37 protein-coding genes are annotated in these 22,991 nt (G+C 43.9%); 34 read left to right on the forward strand and 3 right to left on the reverse strand.

Annotated features, from left to right (window positions below; all coding sequences use genetic code 11):
• Positions 1-179 precede the first annotated feature (179 nt).
• A complete protein-coding gene (locus RMY16_RS21095; protein WP_322738043.1) occupies positions 180-698 on the forward strand; it encodes a GNAT family N-acetyltransferase in 519 nt (172 codons plus the stop codon).
• A gap of 35 nt (positions 699-733) precedes the next feature.
• Here the strand turns inward: RMY16_RS21095 and RMY16_RS21100 are convergent, their stop codons facing one another.
• Complete coding sequence (locus RMY16_RS21100; RefSeq protein WP_322738044.1) at positions 734-1,210, reverse strand: NAD(P)H-quinone oxidoreductase subunit N; 477 nt, start codon at positions 1,208-1,210, stop codon at positions 734-736.
• Between the two features lie 983 nt (positions 1,211-2,193).
• Between RMY16_RS21100 and rplC the strand changes: the two genes are divergently transcribed.
• From rplC to prfA, 31 genes are all read left to right on the forward strand, one after another.
• On the forward strand, positions 2,194-2,826 hold the full coding sequence (gene rplC / locus RMY16_RS21105) for a 50S ribosomal protein L3 (protein WP_289799260.1): 633 nt from the start codon (positions 2,194-2,196) through the stop codon (positions 2,824-2,826).
• Positions 2,827-2,929: 103 nt separating this feature from the next.
• Positions 2,930-3,568: a 50S ribosomal protein L4 gene (gene rplD, locus RMY16_RS21110; RefSeq protein WP_322738055.1), complete on the forward strand. Its 639-nt coding sequence runs from the start codon at positions 2,930-2,932 to the stop codon at positions 3,566-3,568.
• A complete protein-coding gene (locus RMY16_RS21115) occupies positions 3,561-3,875 on the forward strand; it encodes a 50S ribosomal protein L23 (RefSeq protein WP_322738045.1) in 315 nt (104 codons plus the stop codon). The genes rplD and RMY16_RS21115 overlap by 8 nt, the downstream gene beginning before the upstream one ends.
• A gap of 147 nt (positions 3,876-4,022) precedes the next feature.
• Complete coding sequence (rplB, locus tag RMY16_RS21120; protein WP_322672226.1) at positions 4,023-4,886, forward strand: 50S ribosomal protein L2; 864 nt, start codon at positions 4,023-4,025, stop codon at positions 4,884-4,886.
• A gap of 113 nt (positions 4,887-4,999) precedes the next feature.
• Complete coding sequence (rpsS, locus tag RMY16_RS21125; protein ID WP_012410721.1) at positions 5,000-5,278, forward strand: 30S ribosomal protein S19; 279 nt, start codon at positions 5,000-5,002, stop codon at positions 5,276-5,278.
• Between the two features lie 108 nt (positions 5,279-5,386).
• Positions 5,387-5,743: a 50S ribosomal protein L22 gene (gene rplV, locus RMY16_RS21130; RefSeq protein WP_069070777.1), complete on the forward strand. Its 357-nt coding sequence runs from the start codon at positions 5,387-5,389 to the stop codon at positions 5,741-5,743.
• A 51-nt stretch (positions 5,744-5,794) separates the two neighbouring features.
• Entirely contained in the window at positions 5,795-6,577 is a 783-nt protein-coding gene (rpsC, locus tag RMY16_RS21135) for a 30S ribosomal protein S3 (RefSeq protein WP_322738046.1), read from the forward strand.
• Between the two features lie 80 nt (positions 6,578-6,657).
• The gene (gene rplP, locus RMY16_RS21140) at positions 6,658-7,083 is read left to right on the forward strand and encodes a 50S ribosomal protein L16 (RefSeq protein ID WP_069070775.1); all 426 of its coding nucleotides are present in this window, start codon (positions 6,658-6,660) and stop codon (positions 7,081-7,083) included.
• A 3-nt stretch (positions 7,084-7,086) separates the two neighbouring features.
• On the forward strand, positions 7,087-7,314 hold the full coding sequence (rpmC, locus tag RMY16_RS21145; protein WP_322738047.1) for a 50S ribosomal protein L29: 228 nt from the start codon (positions 7,087-7,089) through the stop codon (positions 7,312-7,314).
• A 6-nt stretch (positions 7,315-7,320) separates the two neighbouring features.
• A complete protein-coding gene (gene rpsQ / locus RMY16_RS21150; protein WP_094349093.1) occupies positions 7,321-7,569 on the forward strand; it encodes a 30S ribosomal protein S17 in 249 nt (82 codons plus the stop codon).
• Between the two features lie 46 nt (positions 7,570-7,615).
• Positions 7,616-7,984, forward strand: a complete 369-nt coding sequence (gene rplN, locus RMY16_RS21155; RefSeq protein WP_099101129.1) for a 50S ribosomal protein L14 — start codon at positions 7,616-7,618, stop codon at positions 7,982-7,984.
• A complete protein-coding gene (gene rplX, locus RMY16_RS21160) occupies positions 7,984-8,337 on the forward strand; it encodes a 50S ribosomal protein L24 (protein ID WP_069070771.1) in 354 nt (117 codons plus the stop codon). The genes rplN and rplX overlap by 1 nt, the downstream gene beginning before the upstream one ends.
• Positions 8,338-8,463: 126 nt before the next feature.
• The gene (gene rplE, locus RMY16_RS21165; protein ID WP_229450952.1) at positions 8,464-9,012 is read left to right on the forward strand and encodes a 50S ribosomal protein L5; all 549 of its coding nucleotides are present in this window, start codon (positions 8,464-8,466) and stop codon (positions 9,010-9,012) included.
• Positions 9,013-9,032: 20 nt separating this feature from the next.
• On the forward strand, positions 9,033-9,434 hold the full coding sequence (gene rpsH, locus RMY16_RS21170) for a 30S ribosomal protein S8 (RefSeq protein ID WP_094349096.1): 402 nt from the start codon (positions 9,033-9,035) through the stop codon (positions 9,432-9,434).
• Between the two features lie 100 nt (positions 9,435-9,534).
• The gene (gene rplF, locus RMY16_RS21175; RefSeq protein ID WP_322738048.1) at positions 9,535-10,083 is read left to right on the forward strand and encodes a 50S ribosomal protein L6; all 549 of its coding nucleotides are present in this window, start codon (positions 9,535-9,537) and stop codon (positions 10,081-10,083) included.
• A 2-nt stretch (positions 10,084-10,085) separates the two neighbouring features.
• Complete coding sequence (rplR, locus tag RMY16_RS21180) at positions 10,086-10,448, forward strand: 50S ribosomal protein L18 (protein WP_322738049.1); 363 nt, start codon at positions 10,086-10,088, stop codon at positions 10,446-10,448.
• Positions 10,449-10,541: 93 nt separating this feature from the next.
• Positions 10,542-11,069 carry a 30S ribosomal protein S5 gene (rpsE, locus tag RMY16_RS21185; RefSeq protein ID WP_322665907.1) on the forward strand — a complete coding sequence of 176 codons (528 nt, stop codon included), beginning with the start codon at positions 10,542-10,544 and terminating at the stop codon, positions 11,067-11,069.
• A 103-nt stretch (positions 11,070-11,172) separates the two neighbouring features.
• A complete protein-coding gene (gene rplO, locus RMY16_RS21190; RefSeq protein WP_289799263.1) occupies positions 11,173-11,616 on the forward strand; it encodes a 50S ribosomal protein L15 in 444 nt (147 codons plus the stop codon).
• Between the two features lie 74 nt (positions 11,617-11,690).
• Positions 11,691-13,001: a preprotein translocase subunit SecY gene (secY, locus tag RMY16_RS21195; RefSeq protein WP_322665905.1), complete on the forward strand. Its 1,311-nt coding sequence runs from the start codon at positions 11,691-11,693 to the stop codon at positions 12,999-13,001.
• A gap of 2 nt (positions 13,002-13,003) precedes the next feature.
• A complete protein-coding gene (locus RMY16_RS21200) occupies positions 13,004-13,558 on the forward strand; it encodes an adenylate kinase (protein WP_322738050.1) in 555 nt (184 codons plus the stop codon).
• Between the two features lie 177 nt (positions 13,559-13,735).
• Complete coding sequence (gene infA / locus RMY16_RS21205; RefSeq protein ID WP_006276978.1) at positions 13,736-13,960, forward strand: translation initiation factor IF-1; 225 nt, start codon at positions 13,736-13,738, stop codon at positions 13,958-13,960.
• A 117-nt stretch (positions 13,961-14,077) separates the two neighbouring features.
• Positions 14,078-14,191, forward strand: coding sequence for a 50S ribosomal protein L36 (rpmJ, locus tag RMY16_RS21210; RefSeq protein ID WP_015129703.1), 114 nt, complete (start codon positions 14,078-14,080; stop codon positions 14,189-14,191).
• Positions 14,192-14,306: 115 nt separating this feature from the next.
• Complete coding sequence (gene rpsM, locus RMY16_RS21215) at positions 14,307-14,687, forward strand: 30S ribosomal protein S13 (RefSeq protein WP_099101135.1); 381 nt, start codon at positions 14,307-14,309, stop codon at positions 14,685-14,687.
• Between the two features lie 54 nt (positions 14,688-14,741).
• Positions 14,742-15,137: a 30S ribosomal protein S11 gene (gene rpsK / locus RMY16_RS21220; RefSeq protein WP_069070761.1), complete on the forward strand. Its 396-nt coding sequence runs from the start codon at positions 14,742-14,744 to the stop codon at positions 15,135-15,137.
• 311 nt (positions 15,138-15,448) lie between these two features.
• Entirely contained in the window at positions 15,449-16,396 is a 948-nt protein-coding gene (locus RMY16_RS21225; RefSeq protein ID WP_094349104.1) for a DNA-directed RNA polymerase subunit alpha, read from the forward strand.
• 32 nt (positions 16,397-16,428) lie between these two features.
• Entirely contained in the window at positions 16,429-16,779 is a 351-nt protein-coding gene (rplQ, locus tag RMY16_RS21230; protein WP_118167591.1) for a 50S ribosomal protein L17, read from the forward strand.
• Between the two features lie 117 nt (positions 16,780-16,896).
• Positions 16,897-17,742: a tRNA pseudouridine(38-40) synthase TruA gene (truA, locus tag RMY16_RS21235; protein WP_322666009.1), complete on the forward strand. Its 846-nt coding sequence runs from the start codon at positions 16,897-16,899 to the stop codon at positions 17,740-17,742.
• A 119-nt stretch (positions 17,743-17,861) separates the two neighbouring features.
• Complete coding sequence (gene rplM / locus RMY16_RS21240) at positions 17,862-18,323, forward strand: 50S ribosomal protein L13 (RefSeq protein ID WP_012410699.1); 462 nt, start codon at positions 17,862-17,864, stop codon at positions 18,321-18,323.
• Complete coding sequence (rpsI, locus tag RMY16_RS21245; RefSeq protein WP_104906415.1) at positions 18,323-18,739, forward strand: 30S ribosomal protein S9; 417 nt, start codon at positions 18,323-18,325, stop codon at positions 18,737-18,739. Before rplM ends, rpsI begins: the two co-directional genes overlap by 1 nt.
• A 156-nt stretch (positions 18,740-18,895) precedes the next feature.
• A complete protein-coding gene (gene rpmE / locus RMY16_RS21250) occupies positions 18,896-19,138 on the forward strand; it encodes a 50S ribosomal protein L31 (protein ID WP_109011936.1) in 243 nt (80 codons plus the stop codon).
• Positions 19,139-19,241: 103 nt separating this feature from the next.
• Entirely contained in the window at positions 19,242-20,339 is a 1,098-nt protein-coding gene (gene prfA, locus RMY16_RS21255; RefSeq protein WP_322738051.1) for a peptide chain release factor 1, read from the forward strand.
• Positions 20,340-20,348: 9 nt separating this feature from the next.
• Here the strand turns inward: prfA and RMY16_RS21260 are convergent, their stop codons facing one another.
• A complete protein-coding gene (locus RMY16_RS21260; protein WP_322738052.1) occupies positions 20,349-20,795 on the reverse strand; it encodes a hypothetical protein in 447 nt (148 codons plus the stop codon).
• A 240-nt stretch (positions 20,796-21,035) separates the two neighbouring features.
• Between RMY16_RS21260 and RMY16_RS21265 the strand changes: the two genes are divergently transcribed.
• Both RMY16_RS21265 and RMY16_RS21270 read left to right on the forward strand, forming a co-directional pair.
• The gene (locus tag RMY16_RS21265) at positions 21,036-21,398 is read left to right on the forward strand and encodes a helix-turn-helix domain-containing protein (protein WP_012410694.1); all 363 of its coding nucleotides are present in this window, start codon (positions 21,036-21,038) and stop codon (positions 21,396-21,398) included.
• 69 nt (positions 21,399-21,467) lie between these two features.
• A complete protein-coding gene (locus tag RMY16_RS21270; RefSeq protein WP_322738053.1) occupies positions 21,468-21,926 on the forward strand; it encodes a DUF29 domain-containing protein in 459 nt (152 codons plus the stop codon).
• 52 nt (positions 21,927-21,978) lie between these two features.
• On the opposite strand, the gene RMY16_RS21275 is transcribed toward RMY16_RS21270, so the two are convergent.
• The gene (locus RMY16_RS21275; RefSeq protein ID WP_322738054.1) at positions 21,979-22,716 is read right to left on the reverse strand and encodes a type I restriction enzyme HsdR N-terminal domain-containing protein; all 738 of its coding nucleotides are present in this window, start codon (positions 22,714-22,716) and stop codon (positions 21,979-21,981) included.
• Positions 22,717-22,991 lie beyond the last annotated feature (275 nt).

Raw genomic sequence — 22,991 nt, forward strand, 5'->3', positions numbered from 1 at the left:
ATCTTGGCTGAGTAAGTGAATAAAAACTAATATAGCCGTAGTCACATAGATTAGGACAGTGTTGATTGCTCAAAGGCTTGAAACGACTGGGTTTTTACTCAGTACTCAGCACTCAGCACTTTGCTATACCTCACTACAAGGCATTCTTTCTTGTTTATGCTTTTTGTGCTTGAAAGCTTATGCTGATCCGCCCCGCCACAATCACTGACGTACCCGCAGTTTTACCAATGGTTGCCAAAATTTGTGCTTTGCATGAGTCTTGGGATTCCGCCAAGTATGGTTTTTTACCGCATCCAGAACAGCGTTATGAGCAATGGTTGACGCGTTTGGCAAATAGCGATGGCTTCTCTACGAGACGCGACGCGAACGCCGACGCTTCCAGCGTACGCAGTGTATTTCTAGTATCCGAAAATGAAGGGCAAATTGTAGGCTTTTTGGTAGCAACAGTTGAGCGAGAGATACCAATTTATCGGTTACAGGAATTTGCTTTTATTCATGATATCTGGGTCGAGGCGGAGTATCGCCAAAAGGGAATTGCGCGGCAGATGGTGATGCTAAGTGTTGAACGCTTTCACCAGATGGGTGTCAAGCAAATTCGTCTAGATACAGCAATTGCTAACGAGGCTTCACGACGGTTATTTGCATCTTGTGGTTTTCGATTCAGCATTATTGAAATGCTGATTGAATTGAGTCATTAGTCATAAGCAAATGACTAATGACTAATGACAAAGGACTAACTAGCTAACAAAGTTTTTTCTAGAGAAGTCCAACGGAAAGAGCGATCGCCACCCCTTTCAATGATTACTCTCACTCGTGGTTCTAGTTGAGGCAAATTCGTCAAATACTCAAGTTCTTGATTTGAAAGAATATGCCCTTCAATAATCCACAAGACCAGCCCCTTAGACTTTGGTGGTAGCTGTTCTAGATGAGAATTGAGAATTGGGGGTAAATAGTACACATGACCCACTGCGGCACCGCTACCAGTGCTTTTTTTTCCAAGATGAGGAGGTCGGACTCCATGAATTCTTGTGAAATACGCAGCTACGTCACCCAGTCCTTTAGCAGTAATGTGAAGGGTAGTATAGCCAGCTGCACGTAGTCGGCGCTGATATCGACCTTCATAACCTCCTTCTAGAGGTACATACACTCCCAGAGCGCCAAACTTTTCCAGATCGCGGATTAAACCGTTGCCAGTGGTAATTAGTGCCATAGATTTTCGTCTTATCCCACTTAGATATCTCTATTATTTACCCTGAACCGATAGATTAAAAGCATTTTTTGGGTATTGGATATTGGGCATTGGGCATTGGGGATTAATTATTCTCCCCTGCTCCCCTGCTCCCTTGCTCCCTTGCTCCCTGCGCCCTGCTCCCTTGCTTCTTCCCCACTCCCTAAAAATAGCTCTATAAATTACTGGACAAACATAAATAAATAATTTATATTATTAGATTGTGACCAAAAACGCAAATTAGTTTGACTTTTTACTGTCATTCTGGGGTAGTGTTAGCATTAAAAGCTAATAACTTAATCCAAGTTGGATAATCTACTCAGAGCGATCGTAGACTGGTAAACTAAGAAAGCTTTCAGGTCAACATTAGAGCTTATGGAAGAATAACTAAAGTTAATCCTAAGCTCCAAGGTAGGTTTACTCCTGTGCCTCTAAAAAAAGCAGGCAAAAGCTTAAACAATAGTTTAAGGTGTTTAAGGAAGTAAAACTGAGCAGCAATGTTGGTTTCATGGCATTACGTCAGTCTCAGTTAACGGATACTGGGCGGTAATAACCGCTTAAGTCCAACTGCAACACGGCAGTAGCCAATCTCCGGGAAGCCGCCCTTCGGGCGTGTAAAAATCGGAAAACCCGCCGACAGCGCTGCCTCCAGAAAGTGCCAGAGCAATTGCTTGGACAAAAGCATTGCTGCACACAGCTGAAAGCTGTAGCGCCTTGCATTGATTCCAGAAGTTACTCCTTCCCAACGGGAAGAGACTTGTGGCTGTTCTGGTGATCTAATGAGTGAAGCTAAACAGATTCACCAAGCAGTAAGGACACGGTTTGTTGTGTCCGAAAGCATTTGGAGCGGTTTATTGAAACCATTCCAAATTTCGCAGGCTAACCCAGCCTAAACTGATGCGTACAAAGCGTGTCCTCTAAAGTCCAATTCCAAGGTCAGCAAGTAGAAAGGAGAACCAGTTACTGTGTCTGTAGGTATTCTCGGCACCAAGCTGGGCATGACTCAAATATTTGACGAAGCAGGAGTATCTATTCCTGTAACTGTCATTCAAGCAGGGCCATGCACCGTTACACAAGTTAAAACGAAAGAAACCGACGGTTACTTTGCCATTCAAGTTGGTTATGGCGAAGTCAAACCCAAGGCACTAAACAGACCATTATTGGGTCATTTGGCTAAATCATCTGCCCCAGCATTGCGTCACTTAAATGAATATCACACCGATAGCTCTAGTGATTATGCTTTAGGTCAAGAGATTAAAGCAGATATTTTTAGCGCTGGTCAAATTGTCGATGTCGTCGGTACAAGCATCGGTCGCGGCTTTGCGGGAAACCAGAAGCGCAACAACTTTGGTCGCGGGCCAATGTCACACGGTTCCAAAAACCACAGAGCACCCGGTTCTATTGGTGCTGGTACAACACCCGGTCGTGTCTATCCAGGTAAGCGGATGGCAGGCCGTTTAGGTGGAAAACGTATTACAATCCGCAAACTGACCATAGTGCGAGTTGACCCAGAACGCAACTTATTGCTGATTAAAGGAGCTATTCCTGGTAAACCAGGCGCTCTAGTAAGTGTTGTGCCTGCAAAAATAGTGGGATAGTCAAAAGTCATTAGTCAAAAGTCATTAGTCAAAAGTCATTGGCTAAGGACAAATGACAAAAGACCAATGACAAATGACAAAGGACAAAGGACAGATAACAAAGATGGTTGAAAGCGTAGTTAAAAATTGGCAAGGAGAACAGGTCGGTGAGACGACCTTCGAGTTGCGCGTTGCCAAAGAAGGAACAGCGTCTCATATTGTGCACCGCGCCTTAGTACGGCAATTGACCAATGCTCGTCAAGGAAATGCCAGCACAAAAACTCGTGCTGAAGTCAGAGGTGGCGGTCGTAAACCTTGGCGGCAAAAAGGTACTGGTCGCGCTCGTGCAGGGTCTATTCGTTCACCATTGTGGCGTGGTGGTGGTGTGATCTTTGGGCCAAAGCCCAGAGACTTCGACCTGAAGTTAAACCGCAAAGAGCGGCGTTTAGCACTGCGGACAGCATTTGTCGGTCGCATTGACGACTTGATCGTAGTAGAAGAATTTAGCACCGAGCTATCTCGCCCTAAAACTAAAGAATTAGTAGCAGCGCTTGCCCGTTGGGGAGTAGTACCAGAAAGCAAGGCACTGTTAATTTTGTCTGAAATTGCGGATACAGATAACGTTTATTTATCAGCCCGCAACATTGAAAATTTAAAACTAATTGCAGCCAACCAGCTAAATGTTTTTGATTTACTGCACGCTGACAAAATTGTAGTTACGGCATCAGCCCTAGAAAAAATTCAGGAGGTCTACAGTGCCTAGCTTTGACCCCCGCGACCTTGCCGACTTAGTACGTCGTCCAATCGTCACCGAGAAAGCGACCATCTTAATGGAGCAAAACAAGTACACCTTTGAAGTAATTCCAAAGGCATCTAAGCCAGAAATTAAGGCTGCGATCGAAGACTTGTTTCAGGTCAAGGTTGTAAAAGTCAACACCACTCTACCACCGCGCAAAAAGCGGCGCGTTGGTAAATTTATTGGTTATAAACCCCAATATAAGCGAGCGATCATCACTGTCGCACCTGGGGATGAAGACAAGATTAGACAAGTTCTATTCCCAGAAGTCTAAAAATTTTAGATTTTAGATTTTAGATTGAGGAGTTTACTGAATAAGTACCGAAAATGGTGGCAATTAGTTAAACATTCATTAAATCCAAAATCCAAAATTCAAAATCCAAAATTAAGTAAATCCAAAATCCAAAATCCAAAATAGATTATGGGTACTCGTTCTTATCGCCCTTATACCCCCAGCACTCGCCAAGTTACAATCTCTGACTTTGCGGAAATTACCAGAAGCGAACCAGAAAAATCCTTAACTACCTCGAAGCATCGCGCCAAAGGTCGGAATAATCACGGGCGGATTACTAGTCGTCGCCGGGGTGGCGGACACAAACAGCTTTATCGGATCATCGATTTTAAAAGGGATAAACATAATATTCCGGCAAAAGTCGCAGCAATTGAATACGATCCTAACCGTAACGCCAGAATTGCCCTTTTGTATTACCAAGACGGCGAAAAACGGTACATCCTTCACCCCAATGGGTTGAAAGTTGGAACGATAATTATTTCTGGGCCTGAAGCTCCCTTTGAAGATGGTAATGCGTTACCGCTCTCGAAGATTCCCTTGGGTACTAGTGTTCACAACGTAGAACTGACACCTGGTAAAGGTGGTCAAATTGTTCGTGCTGCTGGTGCTAGCGCTCAAGTTGTGGCAAAAGAAGGTAATTATGTAACTCTCAAGTTGCCTTCAGGAGAAGTTCGCTTGATTCGACGCGAGTCCTACGCCACCATTGGGCAAGTAGGCAACACCGACGCGAGAAACCTGAGTGCAGGTAAAGCCGGACGAAATCGCTGGAAAGGTCGCCGTCCTAAAGTTAGAGGAAGCGTCATGAACCCAGTGGATCACCCACATGGTGGTGGTGAAGGTAGAGCGCCTATCGGAAGATCGGGGCCTGTTACACCTTGGGGTAAACCCACATTGGGTGCGAAGACACGCAATCGCAAGAAACTTAGCAGCAAATTGATTGTGCGTCGTCGTCGTAAGTCTTCTAAACGCGGTCGCGGTGGTCGTGAGTCTTAAAGAGTTAGGAGTTAAGAGTTAAGAGTTATAAGTTGAGAGTAAAATCTAACTCCTAATTACTAACTCCTCACTCCTCACTTGTAATTCCTAAATACTAAATCCAAAATTGAACTATGGGTCGTTCTCTAAAAAAAGGTCCTTTTGTTGCGGATCATCTCCTAAAGAAAATTGAAAAGCTCAACGATAACAACAGAAAAGAAGTTATTAAAACTTGGTCACGAGCTTCGACAATTTTGCCCCTAATGGTAGGTCACACTATAGCTGTTCATAACGGACGCCAACACGTTCCTGTTTTTGTAAATGAACAGATGGTAGGACATAAGTTGGGTGAATTTGCCCCGACACGCACCTACAGGGGTCATGGAAAAAGCGACAAAAAAGCAGGTAGGTAGTTATTAGTCATTGGTCATTTGTCATTTGTTATTGGTCATTAGTTATTAGCTTTCGACAAAGGACAAAGGATAAAGGACGAAGGACGAAGGACAAAATTGGAGAAAATTATGGCTACTAATACTACTGAAGTAAAAGCGATCGCTCGTTTTATCCGCATCTCGGCTTACAAGGTGCGTCGGGTACTCGATCAAATCCGCGGACGATCTTACCGAGAAGCGTTAATCATCCTGGAATTCATGCCCTATCGCGCTACTGAACCCATATTGAAGGTTCTCAGAAGCGCTGCTGCCAATGCCGAACACAATGCTGGGTTAGATCGGACTCAACTAGTGATTACTCAGGCTTATGCCGATCAAGGGCCGCCGTTAAAGCGGTTCCAGCCAAGAGCGCAAGGTCGAGCTTACCAAATTCGCAAACCGACGTGTCATATTACCGTAGCTGTTGCAGCTGCTCCAGAAAAATAAGCACGTTAACCAATAAATTGCGTAAAGTAAGAAATTTAAGAGGAAGCATTTGTGGGACAAAAGATTCATCCAGTTGGTTTTCGCCTGGGTATTACACATGAACATCAATCCCGTTGGTTTGCTGTTCCCGATCGCTATCCAGAACTTCTCCAAGAAGATCACAAACTGCGTCAATACATAGAACAAAAGCTGGGTAGACAGGCTCAAAATAACGCCGGAATTTCCGAAGTGCGGATTGAGCGCAAAGCTGACCAAATCGATTTAGAAGTACGTACAGCTAGACCTGGGGTAGTAGTGGGTCGCGGTGGACAAGGTATCGAATCTTTACGTACCGGACTCCAAGGGTTGTTGGGTAGTAATCGTCAAATTCGGATCAATGTAGTTGAAGTTCAACGAGTTGATGCTGACGCCTACCTAATTGCCGAATACATTGCTCAACAATTGGAACGTCGGGTTTCCTTCCGCCGGGTAGTAAGACAGTCAATTCAGCGCGCCCAACGTGCTGGCGTCCAAGGTATTAAAATCCAAGTTAGCGGTCGCCTCAACGGTGCGGAAATTGCTCGAACAGAGTGGACTCGTGAAGGTAGAGTACCTTTACATACCTTACGGGCTGACATTGACTACTCTTATTGCACAGCAAAAACTGTTTACGGCATTTTGGGTATCAAAGTATGGGTGTTTAAAGGAGAAATTATTCCTGGACAGGAACCAGATCCGCTACCACCAGCAAGCCGCGATCGCGAACGTGACCCCCGCGATCGCGAACGTGAACCCCGTCGTCGTCAACAACAACGTCGTCGCCAGCAATTTGAAGACCGCTCAAATGAAGGATAAATCGTCATTAGTCATTAGTCATTAGTAAATGGCAGATGGCAAATGACAAATGACAAATGACAAATGACAAATGACAAACCATGTTAAGCCCTAGAAGAACTAAATTCCGCAAACAACAGCGGGGACGGATGGAGGGACTAGCCAGCCGTGGTAGTACCCTCAACTTCGGTGATTTTGCACTCCAAGCTCAAGAACCTGCTTGGATTACCTCGCGTCAAATCGAGGCTTCCCGTCGGGCAATGACTCGTTATATTCGTCGGGGTGGACAAATCTGGATTCGGATTTTCCCTGATAAACCTGTAACCATGCGTCCTGCTGAAACCCGGATGGGTTCCGGTAAAGGTAATCCAGAATTTTGGGTAGCTGTAGTCAAGCCAGGACGAATTTTGTTTGAAATCGGTGGAGTTTCTGAAGAAATCGCTCGTGAAGCGATGCGTTTGGCTTCATTTAAATTGCCCATCAAAACTAAGTTTATTGTGCGCTCTCAACCACAGGAGCAGGAGTAGCTTATGCCTCTTCCCAAAATGTCAGAAGCTAGAGAATTAAGCGACGATAAGCTCTCTGATGAAATTGTCGCGATCAAAAGACAACTATTTCAATTGCGCTTGCAAAAAGCCACCAGACAATTAGAAAAGCCCCACCAGTTTCGACAATTGCGCCACCGCCTAGCCCAATTGCTGACGCTAGAAACAGAACGCAAACGGGCAGCAAGTGAATCGGCTAAAGAAGCAAAGTAGGAGATTATGGCAGTTAAAGAACGAGTTGGCTTGGTAGTGAGCGATAAAATGCAAAAAACTGTGGTAGTCGCCATAGAAAACCGCGCTCCTCACCCCAAGTACGGCAAGATTGTGGTTAACACCCAACGATATAAAGTTCACGACGAAGAAAATCAGTGTAAAGTAGGCGATCGCGTTCGCATTCAGGAAACTAGACCCCTGAGCAAAACTAAGCGCTGGAAAATCACAGAAGTCCTGAACGTCAAGCCTACTTAAACCTCATCGTTGTTAGCAACTAACAACATTACAAGGGAGAATAATTGTGATTCAACCCCAGACTTACCTGAATGTCGCAGATAATAGCGGCGCCCGCAAACTGATGTGCATCCGCATATTAGGCGGAGGCAACCGTCGTTATGGTTTTATTGGCGATAAAATTATCGCAGTTGTCAAAGATGCTACACCGAACATGGCTGTTAAAAAGTCTGATGTGGTGGAAGCAGTAATTGTTCGGACTCGAAAAGCTGTAAATCGTGACAGCGGCATGAGTATTCGCTTTGATGATAACGCTGCTGTAATCATCAACAAAGACGGTAATCCCAGAGGCACACGGGTTTTTGGCCCAGTTGCACGGGAATTGCGCGATAAAAACTTCACCAAAATTGTTTCTCTGGCTCCGGAGGTGCTTTAATGGCAACCAAACAGGGTACGCCCAAAGTATTCCACAAAATGCACGTCAAAACTGGCGACACTGTACAAGTGATTGCTGGCAAAGACAAAGGAAAAGTTGGCGAAATTACTCAGGCACTTCCCCAACTGAGTAAAGTCATCGTCAAAGGTGTCAACATTAAAACCAAGCACGTTAAACCCCAACAAGAAGGGGAATCAGGGCGAATTATTACCCAAGAATTCCCGATTCATAGCTCCAACGTAATGCTTTATTCCACCAAGCAAAACGTTGCCAGTCGTGTTGGTTATACCTTTACTTCAGAAGGCAAAAAGGTGAGAAAACTCAAGAAAACTGGCGAAATTCTAGATAAATAGTCATTAGTCATTGGTCATTAGTCATTAGTTATTTAGTAAAAACACAAATAACAAAAGACAAAGGACAAATAACAAAAGACAATAAAAGTTCCCTGACCAAGCCCAGGGATATCAGGACAAAAAACTATGGCGACAACAAGACTCAAAACCTTATATCAAGAGACGATCGTCCCCAAACTGATTAATCAGTTTCAATATACCAACGTTCATCAAGTACCGAAGTTAGTAAAGGTTACGATTAACCGAGGTTTGGGTGAAGCAGCTCAAAATGCGAAGTCGCTGGAAGCATCCATAAACGAAATTTCAGTGATCACTGGTCAAAAACCAGTAGTGACACGGGCGAAAAAGGCGATCGCTGGCTTTAAGATTCGTCAAGGGATGCCTGTGGGGATCATGGTGACACTCAGAGCCGAACGAATGTATGCCTTTTTTGATCGGTTAGTTAGCCTGTCACTACCCAGAATTCGAGATTTTCGCGGCGTTAGCCCCAAAAGCTTTGACGGACGCGGTAACTACACTCTAGGTGTGAGAGAACAGCTAATTTTTCCAGAAGTCGAATACGACAGCATCGATCAAGTGCGTGGTCTGGATATTTCCATCATCACCACAGCAAAAAACGACGAAGAGGGACGCGCCTTACTTAAAGAATTAGGAATGCCCTTTCGCGATCAATAAGTTCATCTATAGAGGGAACGATGGCGGCTAACGACACAATTGCAGATATGCTGACGCGCATCCGCAATGCCAACCTGGCGCGGCATCAAACTACACAAGTGCCAGCGACAAAATTGACCCGAAGCATTGCCAAAGTGCTACGGGAGGAAGGCTTTATTGCTGAAATCGAAGAAGCAGAAGAAGGGGTAAAACGCAATCTGGTGATTTCCCTGAAATACAAGGGAAAAAACCGTCAACCTCTGATCACCGCTTTAAAGCGAGTGAGTAAGCCTGGCTTGCGTGTTTATTCAAATCGAAAAGAATTACCAAGGGTACTAGGCGGCATTGGCATTGCCATTATTTCTACATCCAGTGGCATTATGACTGACCGCGAAGCGCGGCGTCAGAACTTGGGTGGCGAAGTACTTTGTTACGTTTGGTAGTCATTGGTCATTAGTCATTGGTCATTAGTCATTTGTTATTAGTGAAAGACAAAGGACAAAAGACAAAGGACAAAGGACAAATAACAAAGGACAAAAAGTCATGTCACGTATTGGTAAACGTCCAATTACTATTCCCGCCAAAGTTCAAGTGGCGATCGATGGTACGAATATTGTGGTGAAAGGCCCGAAAGGAGAACTTTCTCGCACTCTCAGAGATAATGTCTCACTCTCTCAAGAGGGAGAAATATTACACGTAAATCGTCGGGATGAAACTCGGACATCGAAGCAATTACACGGCTTGAGCCGCACTTTAGTTGCCAATATGGTCGAGGGAGTTTCCCAAGGTTTTCAGCGCCGTTTGGAAATCCAAGGTGTTGGTTACAGGGCACAAATTCAAGGGCGTAACCTAGTTTTAAATATGGGTTATAGCCATCAAGTGCAAATTGAACCACCAGATGGAATTCAGTTTGCAGTAGAAGGTACCACTAACGTCATTGTTAGCGGCTATGACAAAGAAATCGTAGGTAACACAGCCGCCAAAATTCGTGCCGTTCGTCCACCAGAACCTTACAAAGGTAAAGGCATCCGCTATGCCGGTGAAGTGGTCAGACGGAAAGCTGGTAAGACTGGTAAGGGTGGTAAGAAGTAGAAATGAAACTTACTCGTAGAGAATCAAAAAACCGTCGTCATCGACGCGTTCGTGGCAAAGTGATTGGCTCCCCAGAACGTCCCCGTTTAGCGGTATTTCGTTCTAATGAGCATATTTATGCCCAAGTAATTGATGATACTCAGCATCAAACTATCGTGGCAGCATCGACTGTAGAACCAGAGTTGAAATCTAGTTTAGCGTCATGTGCAAACCGTGATGCATCGGTACAAGTTGGGAAGTTGATCGCACTGCGATCGCTAGAAAAAGGCATCACCAAAGTAGTCTTTGATCGCGGTGGTAACTTATATCATGGTCGTGTCAAAGCACTAGCTGATGCAGCACGCGAAGCTGGTTTAGATTTCTAAAGTCATTGGTCATTAGTCATTAGTTATTGGACAAATGACAAAGGACAAATGACAAATGACAACTGACAAATGACGTTCACCAGAGCATGAATTATGGCAACAGAGCGTAAGAGTAGAACAAAGCGTGCCAAAAAAGAAGAAACCACTTGGCAAGAGCGGGTGATCCAAATCCGCCGCGTAAGTAAAGTGGTTAAAGGTGGTAAGAAACTCAGCTTCCGAGCGATCGTTGTCGTTGGTAACGAACGCGGTCAGGTTGGAGTTGGAGTAGGCAAAGCTTCAGATGTAATTGGCGCCGTTAAAAAAGGCGTAGCCGACGGCAAAAAACACCTCATTGATATCCCAATCACCAAATCCAACTCCATCCCCCATCCTATTGATGGTGTCGGTGGTGGTGCAAAAGTGCTTATGCGTCCAGCCGCACCTGGTACTGGGGTAATTGCTGGTGGTGCTGTGCGAACTGTGTTGGAATTAGCCGGAGTTCGTAACGTCCTAGCCAAACAACTAGGCTCCAACAATCCGCTCAATAATGCTAGAGCCGCAGTTAATGCCTTATCTACACTGCGTACCCTTTCTGAAGTCGCCGAAGATCGCGGTATTCCTATTCAAAATCTCTACATCTAATTTAGTCATTAGTCATTGGTCATGAGTCATTAGTGAATAACAAAGGACAAATGACAAATGACAAACGACAAATGACAAACGACAAATGAGAACTTGATAACTTATGAGACTCCATGATGTTAAGCCGCAAAAAGGCTCAAAGAAACGCAAGCGCCGTGTAGCTAGAGGTATTTCTGCCGGTCAAGGCGCTAGTGCTGGTCTAGGTATGCGGGGTCAAAAATCTCGTTCTGGTAGTGGTACCCGGCCAGGTTTTGAAGGTGGTCAACAGCCATTGTACCGCCGCTTACCTAAGCTGAAGGGCTTTCCGATTATTAATCAGAGGATTTACACTACGATTAATGTAGAGAAGCTAGCCTCCCTTCCCGCGAATACGGAAGTAACTTTGACCTCATTGAAAGCCGCAGGTATCCTGACTGCTGTCAAAGGGCCACTGAAAGTTTTAGGTAACGGGGAATTGAGCATCCCGCTCAAAGTACAAGCGGCAGCTTTCACAGGTTCAGCTCGTAGCAAAATTGAGGCAGCTGGTGGTAGTTGTGAAGTCTTATGAGTGAGCCGGAACAGCGCACTTAAATGCAAGCCAACTCGCTGCCAGTGCTTGGTTCACTATAAAGGTAGCACTCTATGATCAGTCGAGATAAAGCCCCAACGGCTCAAGAAACTTTTATGCAGATGGCGCAGGCAGCTGGCCTAAGAGGTAGGTTGCTTGTGACCGTCGGTATTTTAATTTTGGTTCGCCTGGGTATTTTCTTACCCGTACCAGGGATTGATAGACCGAGATTTGCCGAAGCCATATCGGGCAGTAATTCCATATTCGGCTTATTGGATATATTTTCCGGGCGAGGACTTTCGACTTTGGGAGTCTTTGCTTTAGGAATTTTGCCCTTCATTAATGCGTCTATTATCATCCAATTGCTCACTGCGGCAATTCCATCTTTAGAAAATTTACAAAAAAATGAAGGGGAAGCCGGTCGGCGAAAAATATCGCAAATTACCCGCTATGTCACTGTAGTTTGGGCAATTCTTCAAAGTACAGCTTTTTCGGCATTATTCCTTCAGCAATTCGCCATCAAGCCAGGGCCTATATTTGTCGCTGAAACTGCGATCGCTCTGACTGCTGGTTCTATGTTCGTCATGTGGGCATCAGAACTAATTACAGAACGGGGCATTGGTAATGGTGCATCATTGTTGATTTTTGTCAACATTGTTGCGTCATTACCAAAAGCTTTAGGCGATACCATTGATTTGGTACAAGTAGGTGGTCGGGAAACAGTAGGTCGGGTGATCGTGCTGATCTTAGTTTTCCTAGCAACAATTGTTGGTATTGTGATTGTGCAAGAAGGAATGCGCCGCATCCCAATTATTTCAGCTCGTCGCCAAGTAGGTCGGAGAGTTTTAGCAGAGCAGCGCAGCTATCTGCCCCTGCGGCTAAATCAAGGTGGCGTAATGCCAATTATTTTTGCTGCTGCCATCCTCAGTTTGCCACTGCTGATCGCCAATTTTACTAAAAATGCCGATTTGGCGAATATAGTTAACACTTATTTGAGTCCAAGTGGTTCTAGCTCCTGGGTCTATGCCTTGGTGTACATGGTTTCCATCATTTTCTTCAGCTACTTTTATTCTTCGTTGATTCTCAACCCAGTAGATGTGGCGCAGAACTTGAAGAAAATGGGTTCTAGTATTCCCGGAATTCGTCCCGGTAAGGCAACTAGCGAGTATATAGAACGTGTGTCCAACCGACTCACTTTTTTAGGTGCGATCTTTTTGGGCTTCGTTGCGATTATCCCCACAGCCGTGGAAAGTGCTTTGAATGTGAAAACTTTCCAGGGGATAGGTGCTACCTCTTTGTTAATTTTAGTTGGTGTGGCAATTGAGACAGCCAAACAAGTCCAAACTTATGTCATCTCTCAGCGCTATGAAGGAATGGTGAAATAATAGTGACGCGATTAATCTTCTTGGGGCCACCTGGAGCGGGTAAAGGAACACAAGCTCAAACTTTGGCTCAACACTTGAGTATTCCCCATATCTCTACGGGTGAAATATTAAGGCAAGCCATGACAGAGCAGACTCCTTTAGGAATCAAAGCTCAAAGCTATGTTGATAGCGGCGAGTTAGTACCCGACCAGCTAGTGGAAGACTTGGTACAGGAGCGCCTCGATCAGCCAGATGCCAAAAATGGTTGGATTCTTGATGGATTCCCCCGGAAAGTGACCCAAGCAGCTTTTCTGGAGAAGTTACTGGAAGCAATACATCAAGGTGGCGAAAGGGTAGTCAATTTAGATGCACCAGATGAAATTGTCATCGCACGTTTACTAGCTAGAGGACGAAAAGATGATACCGAAGAGGTGATTCGTCGTCGTTTAGAAGTTTACCGCGCTGAAACTGCACCTTTAATTGATTATTACGGCGATCGCAAAAAACTCCTAACAGTCAATGGCAATCAGTCCCAAGAAGATGTCACTGGTGAACTACAAAAGGTAATCGCTTCCTGAAAACGAGGGGAAGTACGGACTAGATAATTCCCGGCTCCCCCCTCACCGCTCCCAAGAAAAAGATCAATTTTAGCTAAGATATATTAATAAACTGTTGATATATTTCTTAAAATGTGTTTCTTTGCAGATCAAGCGCTGCAACTGAACACGAAATTGTTGAGTTGAGGAAAAAACAAATTGTCTAAGCAAGATTTGATTGAAATGGAAGGCACGGTTACAGAGTCCTTGCCCAATGCGATGTTTCGCGTTGACTTGGACAATGGCTTTAACGTGCTAGCACACATTTCCGGCAAGATTCGCCGAAATTATATCAAGATTTTGCCCGGCGATCGCGTCAAGGTGGAGTTAACTCCTTACGACTTGACCAAAGGCAGAATCACCTATCGACTACGCAAGAAGTAAGTATATGTAGAGAATTTTACCATAAAACCATTTTTTTGACTGTTTATTAGTCATTTAACTGGATTAATTTCCCTAGAAATGCTATAATTTTATATTTGGAGTCAAAAAATAAAAGGCATGAAAGTTAGAGCCTCAGTCAAGAAAATTTGTGAAAAATGTAACGTGATCAAACGTCGTGGTCGCGTTATGGTGATTTGCGTGAACCCCAAGCACAAACAACGTCAAGGATAACACTCTTACCAATAGAGTGAGTTGTAACACGCATATCATCATTAAAACGAAAAGACGCGATTAATCACGTTTTTCCAACCAACAGTAATTGCGAGAACAATAGGGAGAGTTCATTGTGGCACGTATTGCCGGAGTAGACCTTCCACGCGATAAGCGCGTCGAGATCGGTCTAACTTACATCTACGGAATTGGATTATCACGCGCTCAAGAAATTATAGCGACAACTGGTGTGAACCCAGATACCCGTGTTAAGGACTTAAGCGATGCCGATGTAACAGCCCTACGAGGGGAAATAGAAACCAACTATCAAGTTGAAGGCGACTTGCGGCGCTTGGAGTCTTTGAACATCAAGCGCTTAGTTGACATTGGTACCTACAGAGGTCGTCGTCATCGCATGGGCTTACCAGTCAGAGGCCAAAGAACTCGCACCAATGCTAGAACCCGTCGAGGTAGAAGGCAGACAGTGGCTGGGAAGAAGAAAGCTCCAGGGAAATAATTTTGCAACGCTTGTTAATCCGAGCAAGTTTTACCTTAAATCAACTAAACAAGTATGGCGAGACAACCAACTAAAAAAACCGGGAGCAAGAAGCAGAAACGGAATGTACCCAGTGGAATGGCCTACATCCAGTCTACTTTCAACAATAGCATTGTCACCATTACCGATCAAAATGGAGATGTCATCTCTTGGGCCAGTGCTGGTTCTAGCGGTTTTAAGGGAGCAAAAAAGGGAACTCCCTTTGCAGCGCAAACCGCAGCTGAAAGTGCAGCCCGTCGAGCTATCGATCAAGGAATGCGCCAAATTGAAGTAATGGTCAGTGGTCCAGGAGCGGGTAGAGAAACCGCTATCCGAGCGCTTCAAGGAGCAGGACTGGAAATTACACTGATTCGGGATATTACCCCGATTCCTCACAATGGTTGTCGTCCGCCCAAGCGCCGTCGAGTTTAAATAGCAAAACTTGGGCAGTGAGAACGAAAAGTTACAGCCAGCAATGACCGCTTGAGCGTCTAACGTTCAAACTGTCATTGAGTTAAAGGTTGGGCGACCAGAAGCACGTCAGATTTTTCCGCCGGGAAAGCTGTTAAACTTCGGGCTACCCAAAATATTATTAGCGCCTGCAAGCTGAATGGGAGTGTCAAACTATACCGTAATTTTATACTAATAGTTTGATAGACCTAATAATCTACAGGACATAAATTCAATTCTGGAGGCAATTGATTTGTCTGCTAGCAGCACCTTAGAAGAAGGGAGGCTCATCCGTGGCGCAGTTTCAAATTGAATGTGTAGAGTCGAATACCGAAGAAAGTCGGAACCATTACAGTAAATTTGTTTTGGAACCTCTCGAACGCGGTCAAGGGACAACTGTTGGCAACGCACTGCGGCGGGTTTTACTGTCTAATTTAGAAGGTACAGCAGTTACAGCAGTGCGGATTGCGGGCGTTTCACATGAGTTCGCCACAGTTCCGGGCGTGCGGGAAGATGTGCTGGAAATCCTCATGAGAATGAAGGAAGTTATCCTGAAAAACTATTCTTCGCAGCCTCAGATTGGTAGATTACTTGTTAGCGGCCCAGCAACAATCACTGCGGCACATTTTGATTTACCCAGTGAAGTAGAAGTCATCGATCAGACTCAGTATGTAGCCACCATCGCTGAGGGTGGAAAGCTGGAAATGGAATTTCGGATCGAGAAGGGCAAAGGCTATCGCACTGTAGAGCGAGGACGTGAGGAAGCCACATCGTTGGATTTTCTCCAAATCGACTCAATATTTATGCCGGTGCGAAAAGTCAACTACAGTGTTGAAGAATCTCGTGGGGAAGGCTTGATTCCAAAAGACCGACTACTGTTGGAAGTTTGGACAAATGGTAGTATTTCCCCTCAAGAAGCACTATCATCTGCCGCTGCGATCTTGGTAGATTTATTCAACCCGTTGAAAGACATCTCCCTAGAACCAACAGATACAGGTTCGGATATTCCAGACGACCCAACTGCCCAGATACCCATCGAAGAGTTGCAACTTTCTGTTCGGGCATATAACTGTCTCAAGCGGGCACAAGTTAACTCTGTGGCAGATTTGTTGGATTATACCCAAGAAGACCTCTTAGAAATTAAGAACTTTGGGCAGAAGTCAGCAGAAGAAGTCGTGGAAGCTTTGCAGCGACGCTTGGGCATCACACTGCCAATGGAAAGAGGCTCTAAACACCCTTAAGAAAAACCGTTCATAATTCATAGTGCATAATTATGCGTCACCGTTGTCGCGTCAAAAAACTCAGTAAACCAGCCGATCAACGCCGTGCTTTACTGCGATCGCTCGCCACCGAGCTGATCCGTCATGGTAAGATCACCACCACTTTAATTAGAGCGAAAGTTCTAAGAAGTGAAGTGGAAAAAATGATTACCCTAGCCAAAAATGGCTCCTTGTCAGCACGCCGCGAAGCTCTTGGCTATATCTTCGACAAACAACTGGTTCACGCTCTATTTGAGCAAGCTCCTACTCGATATGGCGATCGCCAGGGCGGTTATACCCGCATCCTGCATACCGTACCGCGTCGAGGCGATAATGCAAAAATGGCAATAATTGAATTGGTTTAAGTCATTTAGTCATTGGTTATTAGTCATTAGTCATTGCTCATTGGTCATTAGTGAATAACAAAGGACAACTGACAAAGGACAAATGACGAAGGACAAATGACAAAAGACAAAATCTGTATGTTAGAAAGCCACCAGCCGACACAAACTCATCGAGTAGCCTTGGTAATCCAATACCTGGGCACTCATTTTCATGGCTGGCAAAGGCAAAAACAACACCGGACAGTCCAAGAAGAGATCGAAATTGCGATCGCTACTATTCTTGGGTATCATGTAACACTACATGGTGCCGGGCGAACCGATTCTGGAGTTCATGCTGCTGCTCAAGTAGCCCATTTTGAAGCTACAGGTTTAATTCCGCCTCATAAATGGGCAACAATCCTCAACAGCTACCTGCCGCCAGATATATTAATCAGGGCTTCAGCTAGTGTAGATAACCGTTGGCACGCCCGCTTTAGTGCAGCCTATCGACGATATCGCTACACAATATACACTGAAGATCGGCTTAACTTGTTTGTAAGACCCTTCAGTTGGCATTATTATTATGCACCCCTGGATGAATCTTTAATCCAAGCTGCCCTAAAACCTCTTTTAGGAAAGCATCACTTAGCTGCTTTTCACCGTGCAGGCTCAAAGCGATCGCATTCCTGGGTAGAAGTGCAAGCAGCAGAGTGTCGTCGCAGTGGGCCATTTATCCATATTGAAATACAGGCAGATGGATTTTTATATGGCATGGTACGGCTGTTGGTAGGGATGCTGGTAGAAGTAGGTTCTGGACAACGAACACTTTCTAACTTCACCGAACTCTGGAAAGAAGAACGCCGGGAAGAAGTGAAATATGCCGCACCGCCTCAAGGCTTGTGCTTGTTGCGAGTCGGCTATCCCGATTTTCCCTTTCCAAAAGAGATTTGGTACGATACCTTGCCAAAGTTCGTCACTAGTCAAGAGTCATTAGTCATTGGTTAGTAGAGACGCGATTAATCGCGTCTGTACAATGGTCATTAGTGAATAACAAAGGACAACTGACAAATGACAAAGGACAAATGACTAATGACAAATTGAAAATGACAAAGGACAAATGACAAATGACAACAGTTAAAACATACCTTCCTTCTCAAGCAACCCTTGAGCGTGAGTGGTACATAGTAGATGCCACCGATAAACGACTCGGTCGGCTCGCTAGTGAAATCGCTCAGGTATTGAGAGGCAAAAAGAAACCCGAATATACACCTCATCTAGATACAGGTGACTTCGTAATCGTCATCAATGCCGAGAAAGTAGCAGTTACAGGCAAAAAGCGCACTCAAAAGCTTTACCGCCGCCATTCTGGTCGTCCTGGTGGGATGAAAACCGAAACTTTCGCTAAACTGCAAGACCGCATACCAGAGCGAATTTTAGAACAAGCTGTTAAAGGTATGCTACCTAAAAATAGCCTGGGTAAGCAGTTGTTCACCAAGCTAAAAGTCTACGCTGGGCCTACGCATCCCCATGATGCTCAAAAACCTAAAGAACTAAAAGTTAGTACAATTCCTGGAGAAGAAAATTAATGGTAGTAGCAGATGCTAATAGCGGTCGCGCCGTATACTGGGGTACTGGCCGTCGTAAGAACGCAGTAGCACGGGTACGCTTGGTTCCAGGCACCGGTCAACTGATTGTGAACGGTAAAGATGGAACCTTGTATTTCCAATTTAACCCCAACTACTTGGGAGTGATTAAAGCGCCCCTGGAAACTCTGGGATTAGAAAACGAATATGACATTTTGGTAAAAGCAGAAGGCGGCGGCTTGACCGGACAGGCTGATTCTGTTCGTTTGGGAGTTGCTCGTGCTTTGTGCCAACTAGACCCAGACAACCGCCCACCTTTGAAAACCGAAGGTTACTTGACTCGTGATCCGAGAGCAAAAGAGCGGAAAAAATATGGTTTACATAAAGCCCGGAAAGCGCCTCAGTACTCTAAGCGTTAGGAAATTGGGCATTGGGCATTGGGAATTGGGCATGGGGCATTGATGAATAACCAATAATTATTCTTCTCCTGTTCCCTCATCTCCCTACTCCCCACTCCCTAGCTCCAATTGAAACCTGAAAGTTATAATTGATATAGATTCATCACAAAAAGAACAATGGCTAAAGCTGATATTCACCCCAAGTGGTATCCAGATGCTAAAGTTTACTGCAACGGTCAAGTTGTTATGACCATTGGCTCTACCAAGCCAGAATTGCATGTAGATGTTTGGTCTGGAAATCACCCATTTTACACCGGCACTCAGAAGATTATTGACACTGAAGGTCGAGTAGAGCGCTTCCTCCGCAAGTACGGCATGAGCAGCACTCAAACATCTGGCGACGATCAAAACAAAAAGTAGCGGGTTGGCTCTGCTGTTAACGACGGCCCTGCATCAGCTGGGTCGATTTTCATTTATATGCTCGAGCCAATTTGTTATTTTTTAAGGAGCGATCGCACTCGTCATGGCTGAATCATACTTACTGGACAAACTAAAATCCGTTGAACAAACTTTTAATGAATTAACACGTCGTCTTGGCGACCCCGATACCGCTAGCAATCCTGATGAGTATCAAGAAATTGCTAAGTCTCGTTCTTCTTTGGAAGAAGTAGTTAATACTTATGAAATTTGGAAAGCAGCCCAAGAAGACTTGACAGGAGCGCGTCAGGTTTACAAAGAATCTGCAAGTGACCCAGAGTTGCAAGAAATGGCGGCACTGGAAGTAAAAGAACTTGAAGAAAAAATAGAACATTTAGAGTCTCGTTTGAAGGTATTACTGCTACCACGCGACCCCAATGATGAAAAGAATATCATGCTGGAAATTCGCGCTGGTACTGGTGGCGATGAAGCAAGTATTTGGGCTGGCGATTTGATGCAGATGTACACCCGCTATGCCCAGACTCAAGGTTGGAAAGTTTCTCTAGTGAGCGAATCTAGAGGAGAAATGGGTGGCTGGAAAGAAGTCATTCTCGAAATTAAAGGTAATGACGTTTACAGCCAGTTAAAGTTTGAAGCTGGAGTGCATCGCGTGCAGCGCGTGCCGGCAACTGAATCTGGTGGACGGGTTCATACTTCTACAGCTACCGTGGCGATTATGCCAGAGGTCGATGATGTGGAAATTCACATTGACCCGAAAGATATTGAAATGACCACAGCTCGTTCTGGTGGTGCTGGTGGACAAAACGTCAACAAGGTGGAAACAGCCGTTGACTTGATGCACAAACCGACGGGAATACGCATTTTCTGTACAGAAGAACGCAGCCAGTTGCAAAACAAAGAACGGGCGATGCAAATTTTGCGGGCGAAGTTGTATGAAATCAAGTTAAGCGAACAACAAGAAACTGTAACTTCCATGCGGCGATCGCAGGTTGGTACTGGATCGCGATCGGAAAAAATTCGCACCTATAATTATAAAGATAACCGCGCTACCGATCATCGGTTAGGTCAGAATTATTCCCTTACCCCTGTTTTGGATGGTGACTTAGAAACGCTTATCCAATCTTGTATATCTCTAGACCAGCAAGAACGTCTCGCGGAGTTAGCGACTTCTGCCGCTAACTAATTTTTGCCCTTAAAGATACTGTAAAATCACTTGTTGTTCTGTTATTTTTAACAGACACAGGTGGTTTTCTAATATCATGTCGAGTGCATCTTCTATTTCACTGGGATAATGGTAATAGGCAAATTCGTACTTTATAACGTAGTTTAGTTTCGCCCATTCCTTCAGGGTTTGACAGGTATAAATTAATTTCTCTACTTCCTTTTGCCAACGCGCAAAAATCCGGTAGCTAAAAAAGCTGCTGCATATATTGCCTTTTACATCCCAGTAGGAAATACACACTTGATGCTTCAGAAGGTGGATTTTTTTGATTTGCTTAACATCGTAGCCTTTAACTTTTAAAGCTTCTTTGGTTTCTGCGTCAGAAATGTTCCACTGTTCTGGTTGAATTTTATTAGTGGCTATAAGGTTTTTACCTTTGCGGCGATATTGGTTAATTTTGCGTGGCTTGCGAAACATGATGCACCTTCGATATTATTTCTTCGCAGCAAAGTTGAGCTACTAGCACAAGCGCCGTAGCAAACTAAGTTTTTTGGGTTGGTTAAAGATAGATGGGTTAGTCTACTAGCTTGATGCCTATAGTTGCCGATTTACAACCAGAGATATAGTTTAGTACTAAAACATAAGGCTGTCAATATAAAAGTAAACTTGTAATATTGAAAGTAAACTTGTAAATACAGTTGGCTAGCTATATAAGCAGTGAAGATCGAAAGCAAACAAAAACTGATTGAAATCATTAAACTAGCTCGCGGTTCAATGAGTCAGCGAGCATTTGGTAAGCTTTTGGGGGTATCTGCTACTGCTGTTCAGATGTGGGAAAAAGGTGTGAAAGTGCCAGATACAGAAAATTTGGCTCGAATCGCATCTAAAGCAGGCTACACAATGGAAGAGTTAATCAGCTGCATAGATGGCAAGCCAATTCCAGAAACCTCAGATTTGAGTCTGATTCTTAGACAAATCCAGCACATGCCTTTGGCTCAAGTGGCTCAAATTGTGCAAGCTGCGGCAGATAGATTAGCGGCTGTGGCTGAAGCATCCGGGGATGAAGCAAAAGCAAGTTGAATATTTGTTCAGCATTGAATTTAAATCATCAAACCAGCTCGCGATCCTTTGCCGTCAAGATTCAACTCTATGGACAAACCTTTTTTGTATGACCAAGATTTCTATGGCTGGACACAGCAGCAGGCTAAAGCGTTAGAGCAGAGACTAGTTATGGAACTAGACTGGCAACACCTGCAAGAGGAAATTCAAGCTTTGGGGAGACAGGAGTATCGGGAACTCGTGAGCCGTCTAAGTGTATTACTTGGTCATCTCTTGAAGTGGGAGTATCAACCCGAACAACGCTCTCGCAGCTGGTTTTTAACAATTCGAGAACAGCGTCGCGCCATCCACAGACATTTGCGACAGAATCCTAGCTTAAAGTCTCGAATAGAAGAAGCCTTGTTAGATGGCTTTGAAGCGGGAGTCGATTTGGCGCTACGAGAAACTAACTTACCATTACGAATTTTCCCAGAGCATTGCCCTTATTTATTTGATGATGCGATCGCAGACAATTTTCTGTGCGATACTCGTCAAGACTGGGAAGGATAATTCCTACCACTTTTCTTACCCTCATTTTTTATTTTGAGACATATTATATTTGTCAATAGGTAATAGAAACTAGCTTTTCAAAATCTTGGTAATTAAAGCTTTGTTGCTTTTTAGCATATTTACCATATATATCGTAGTATACCTTGTTATCTTGAAATCTGAAGAAACATCCTGCTATCGGCAATTGCTCACTTTTAAGTCTAAAAATTATTGTGTTTAAAGCATATTGCCCATACTTATTAGTAAGGTAATTAAAGCTATCAAAACTTCCATTGACAGCTTTTTCAAAGTCTAGTATGTCATTCTCTATATTATTAGAACTTTGCAAAAGTAAAGGTGGTATATCTCTAAGACTATTGAGATTATTACTTGTAAATACTGCATTTTTGTTGGTGTATGCAATTATTTGATGATAATTATATAAAATACCAATTTCTGAACAAGAATTTTTTAGATATTTTTCAATCTGCTTTTCGTGATTACGCAAGTTTTCTTCTTCTCGCTTAATCTCTACAATCATTAGTGGAGGACAATATGGTTTAAAATATTTGTTTTTTACGATTTTATATAATTCTATATCATGATGATCTGATTCTACTTTAATATCAATTTTATTTGGAAATAAACCACTTTTATTTACCAAAAAGTAGATAAATAATTGTCTAACTTTTTCTTCTGGCCTTCCATCAAGAATAATTTCCTTATCCCTAACCAAGCATTTTGTATATTCTGTATAATTTTTCTTGTAGATATTTAGGGTTCTGGATACTTCTTCGGTTAAGCTAGTCATAAATAGTAAGTTTTATTTAGTTATAAACTGGTTATAGGGACACAATAAAATTGCGTCCCCTTGTATTTATCATGCAATAATCGAAAATTAGTTCACACCTATTTTTCCCCAAAAAAACTTAATATTTTAGTAACTAGTTCTGCCCAATATTGTCCTGCTTTAATCTCTAAAAATATGTTTAAGCTTTGCTCAGTCTCAAGTTCGTGCTTCAATGTCTTGCATACGTTATCTGTATAGGTTATACCTGGAGGTCTTACCTTACCCTTTTCCTCAAT

This window comes from Nostoc sp. DedQUE12b, assembly GCF_034530835.1.
In the GTDB taxonomy this organism is placed as follows: domain Bacteria; phylum Cyanobacteriota; class Cyanobacteriia; order Cyanobacteriales; family Nostocaceae; genus Nostoc.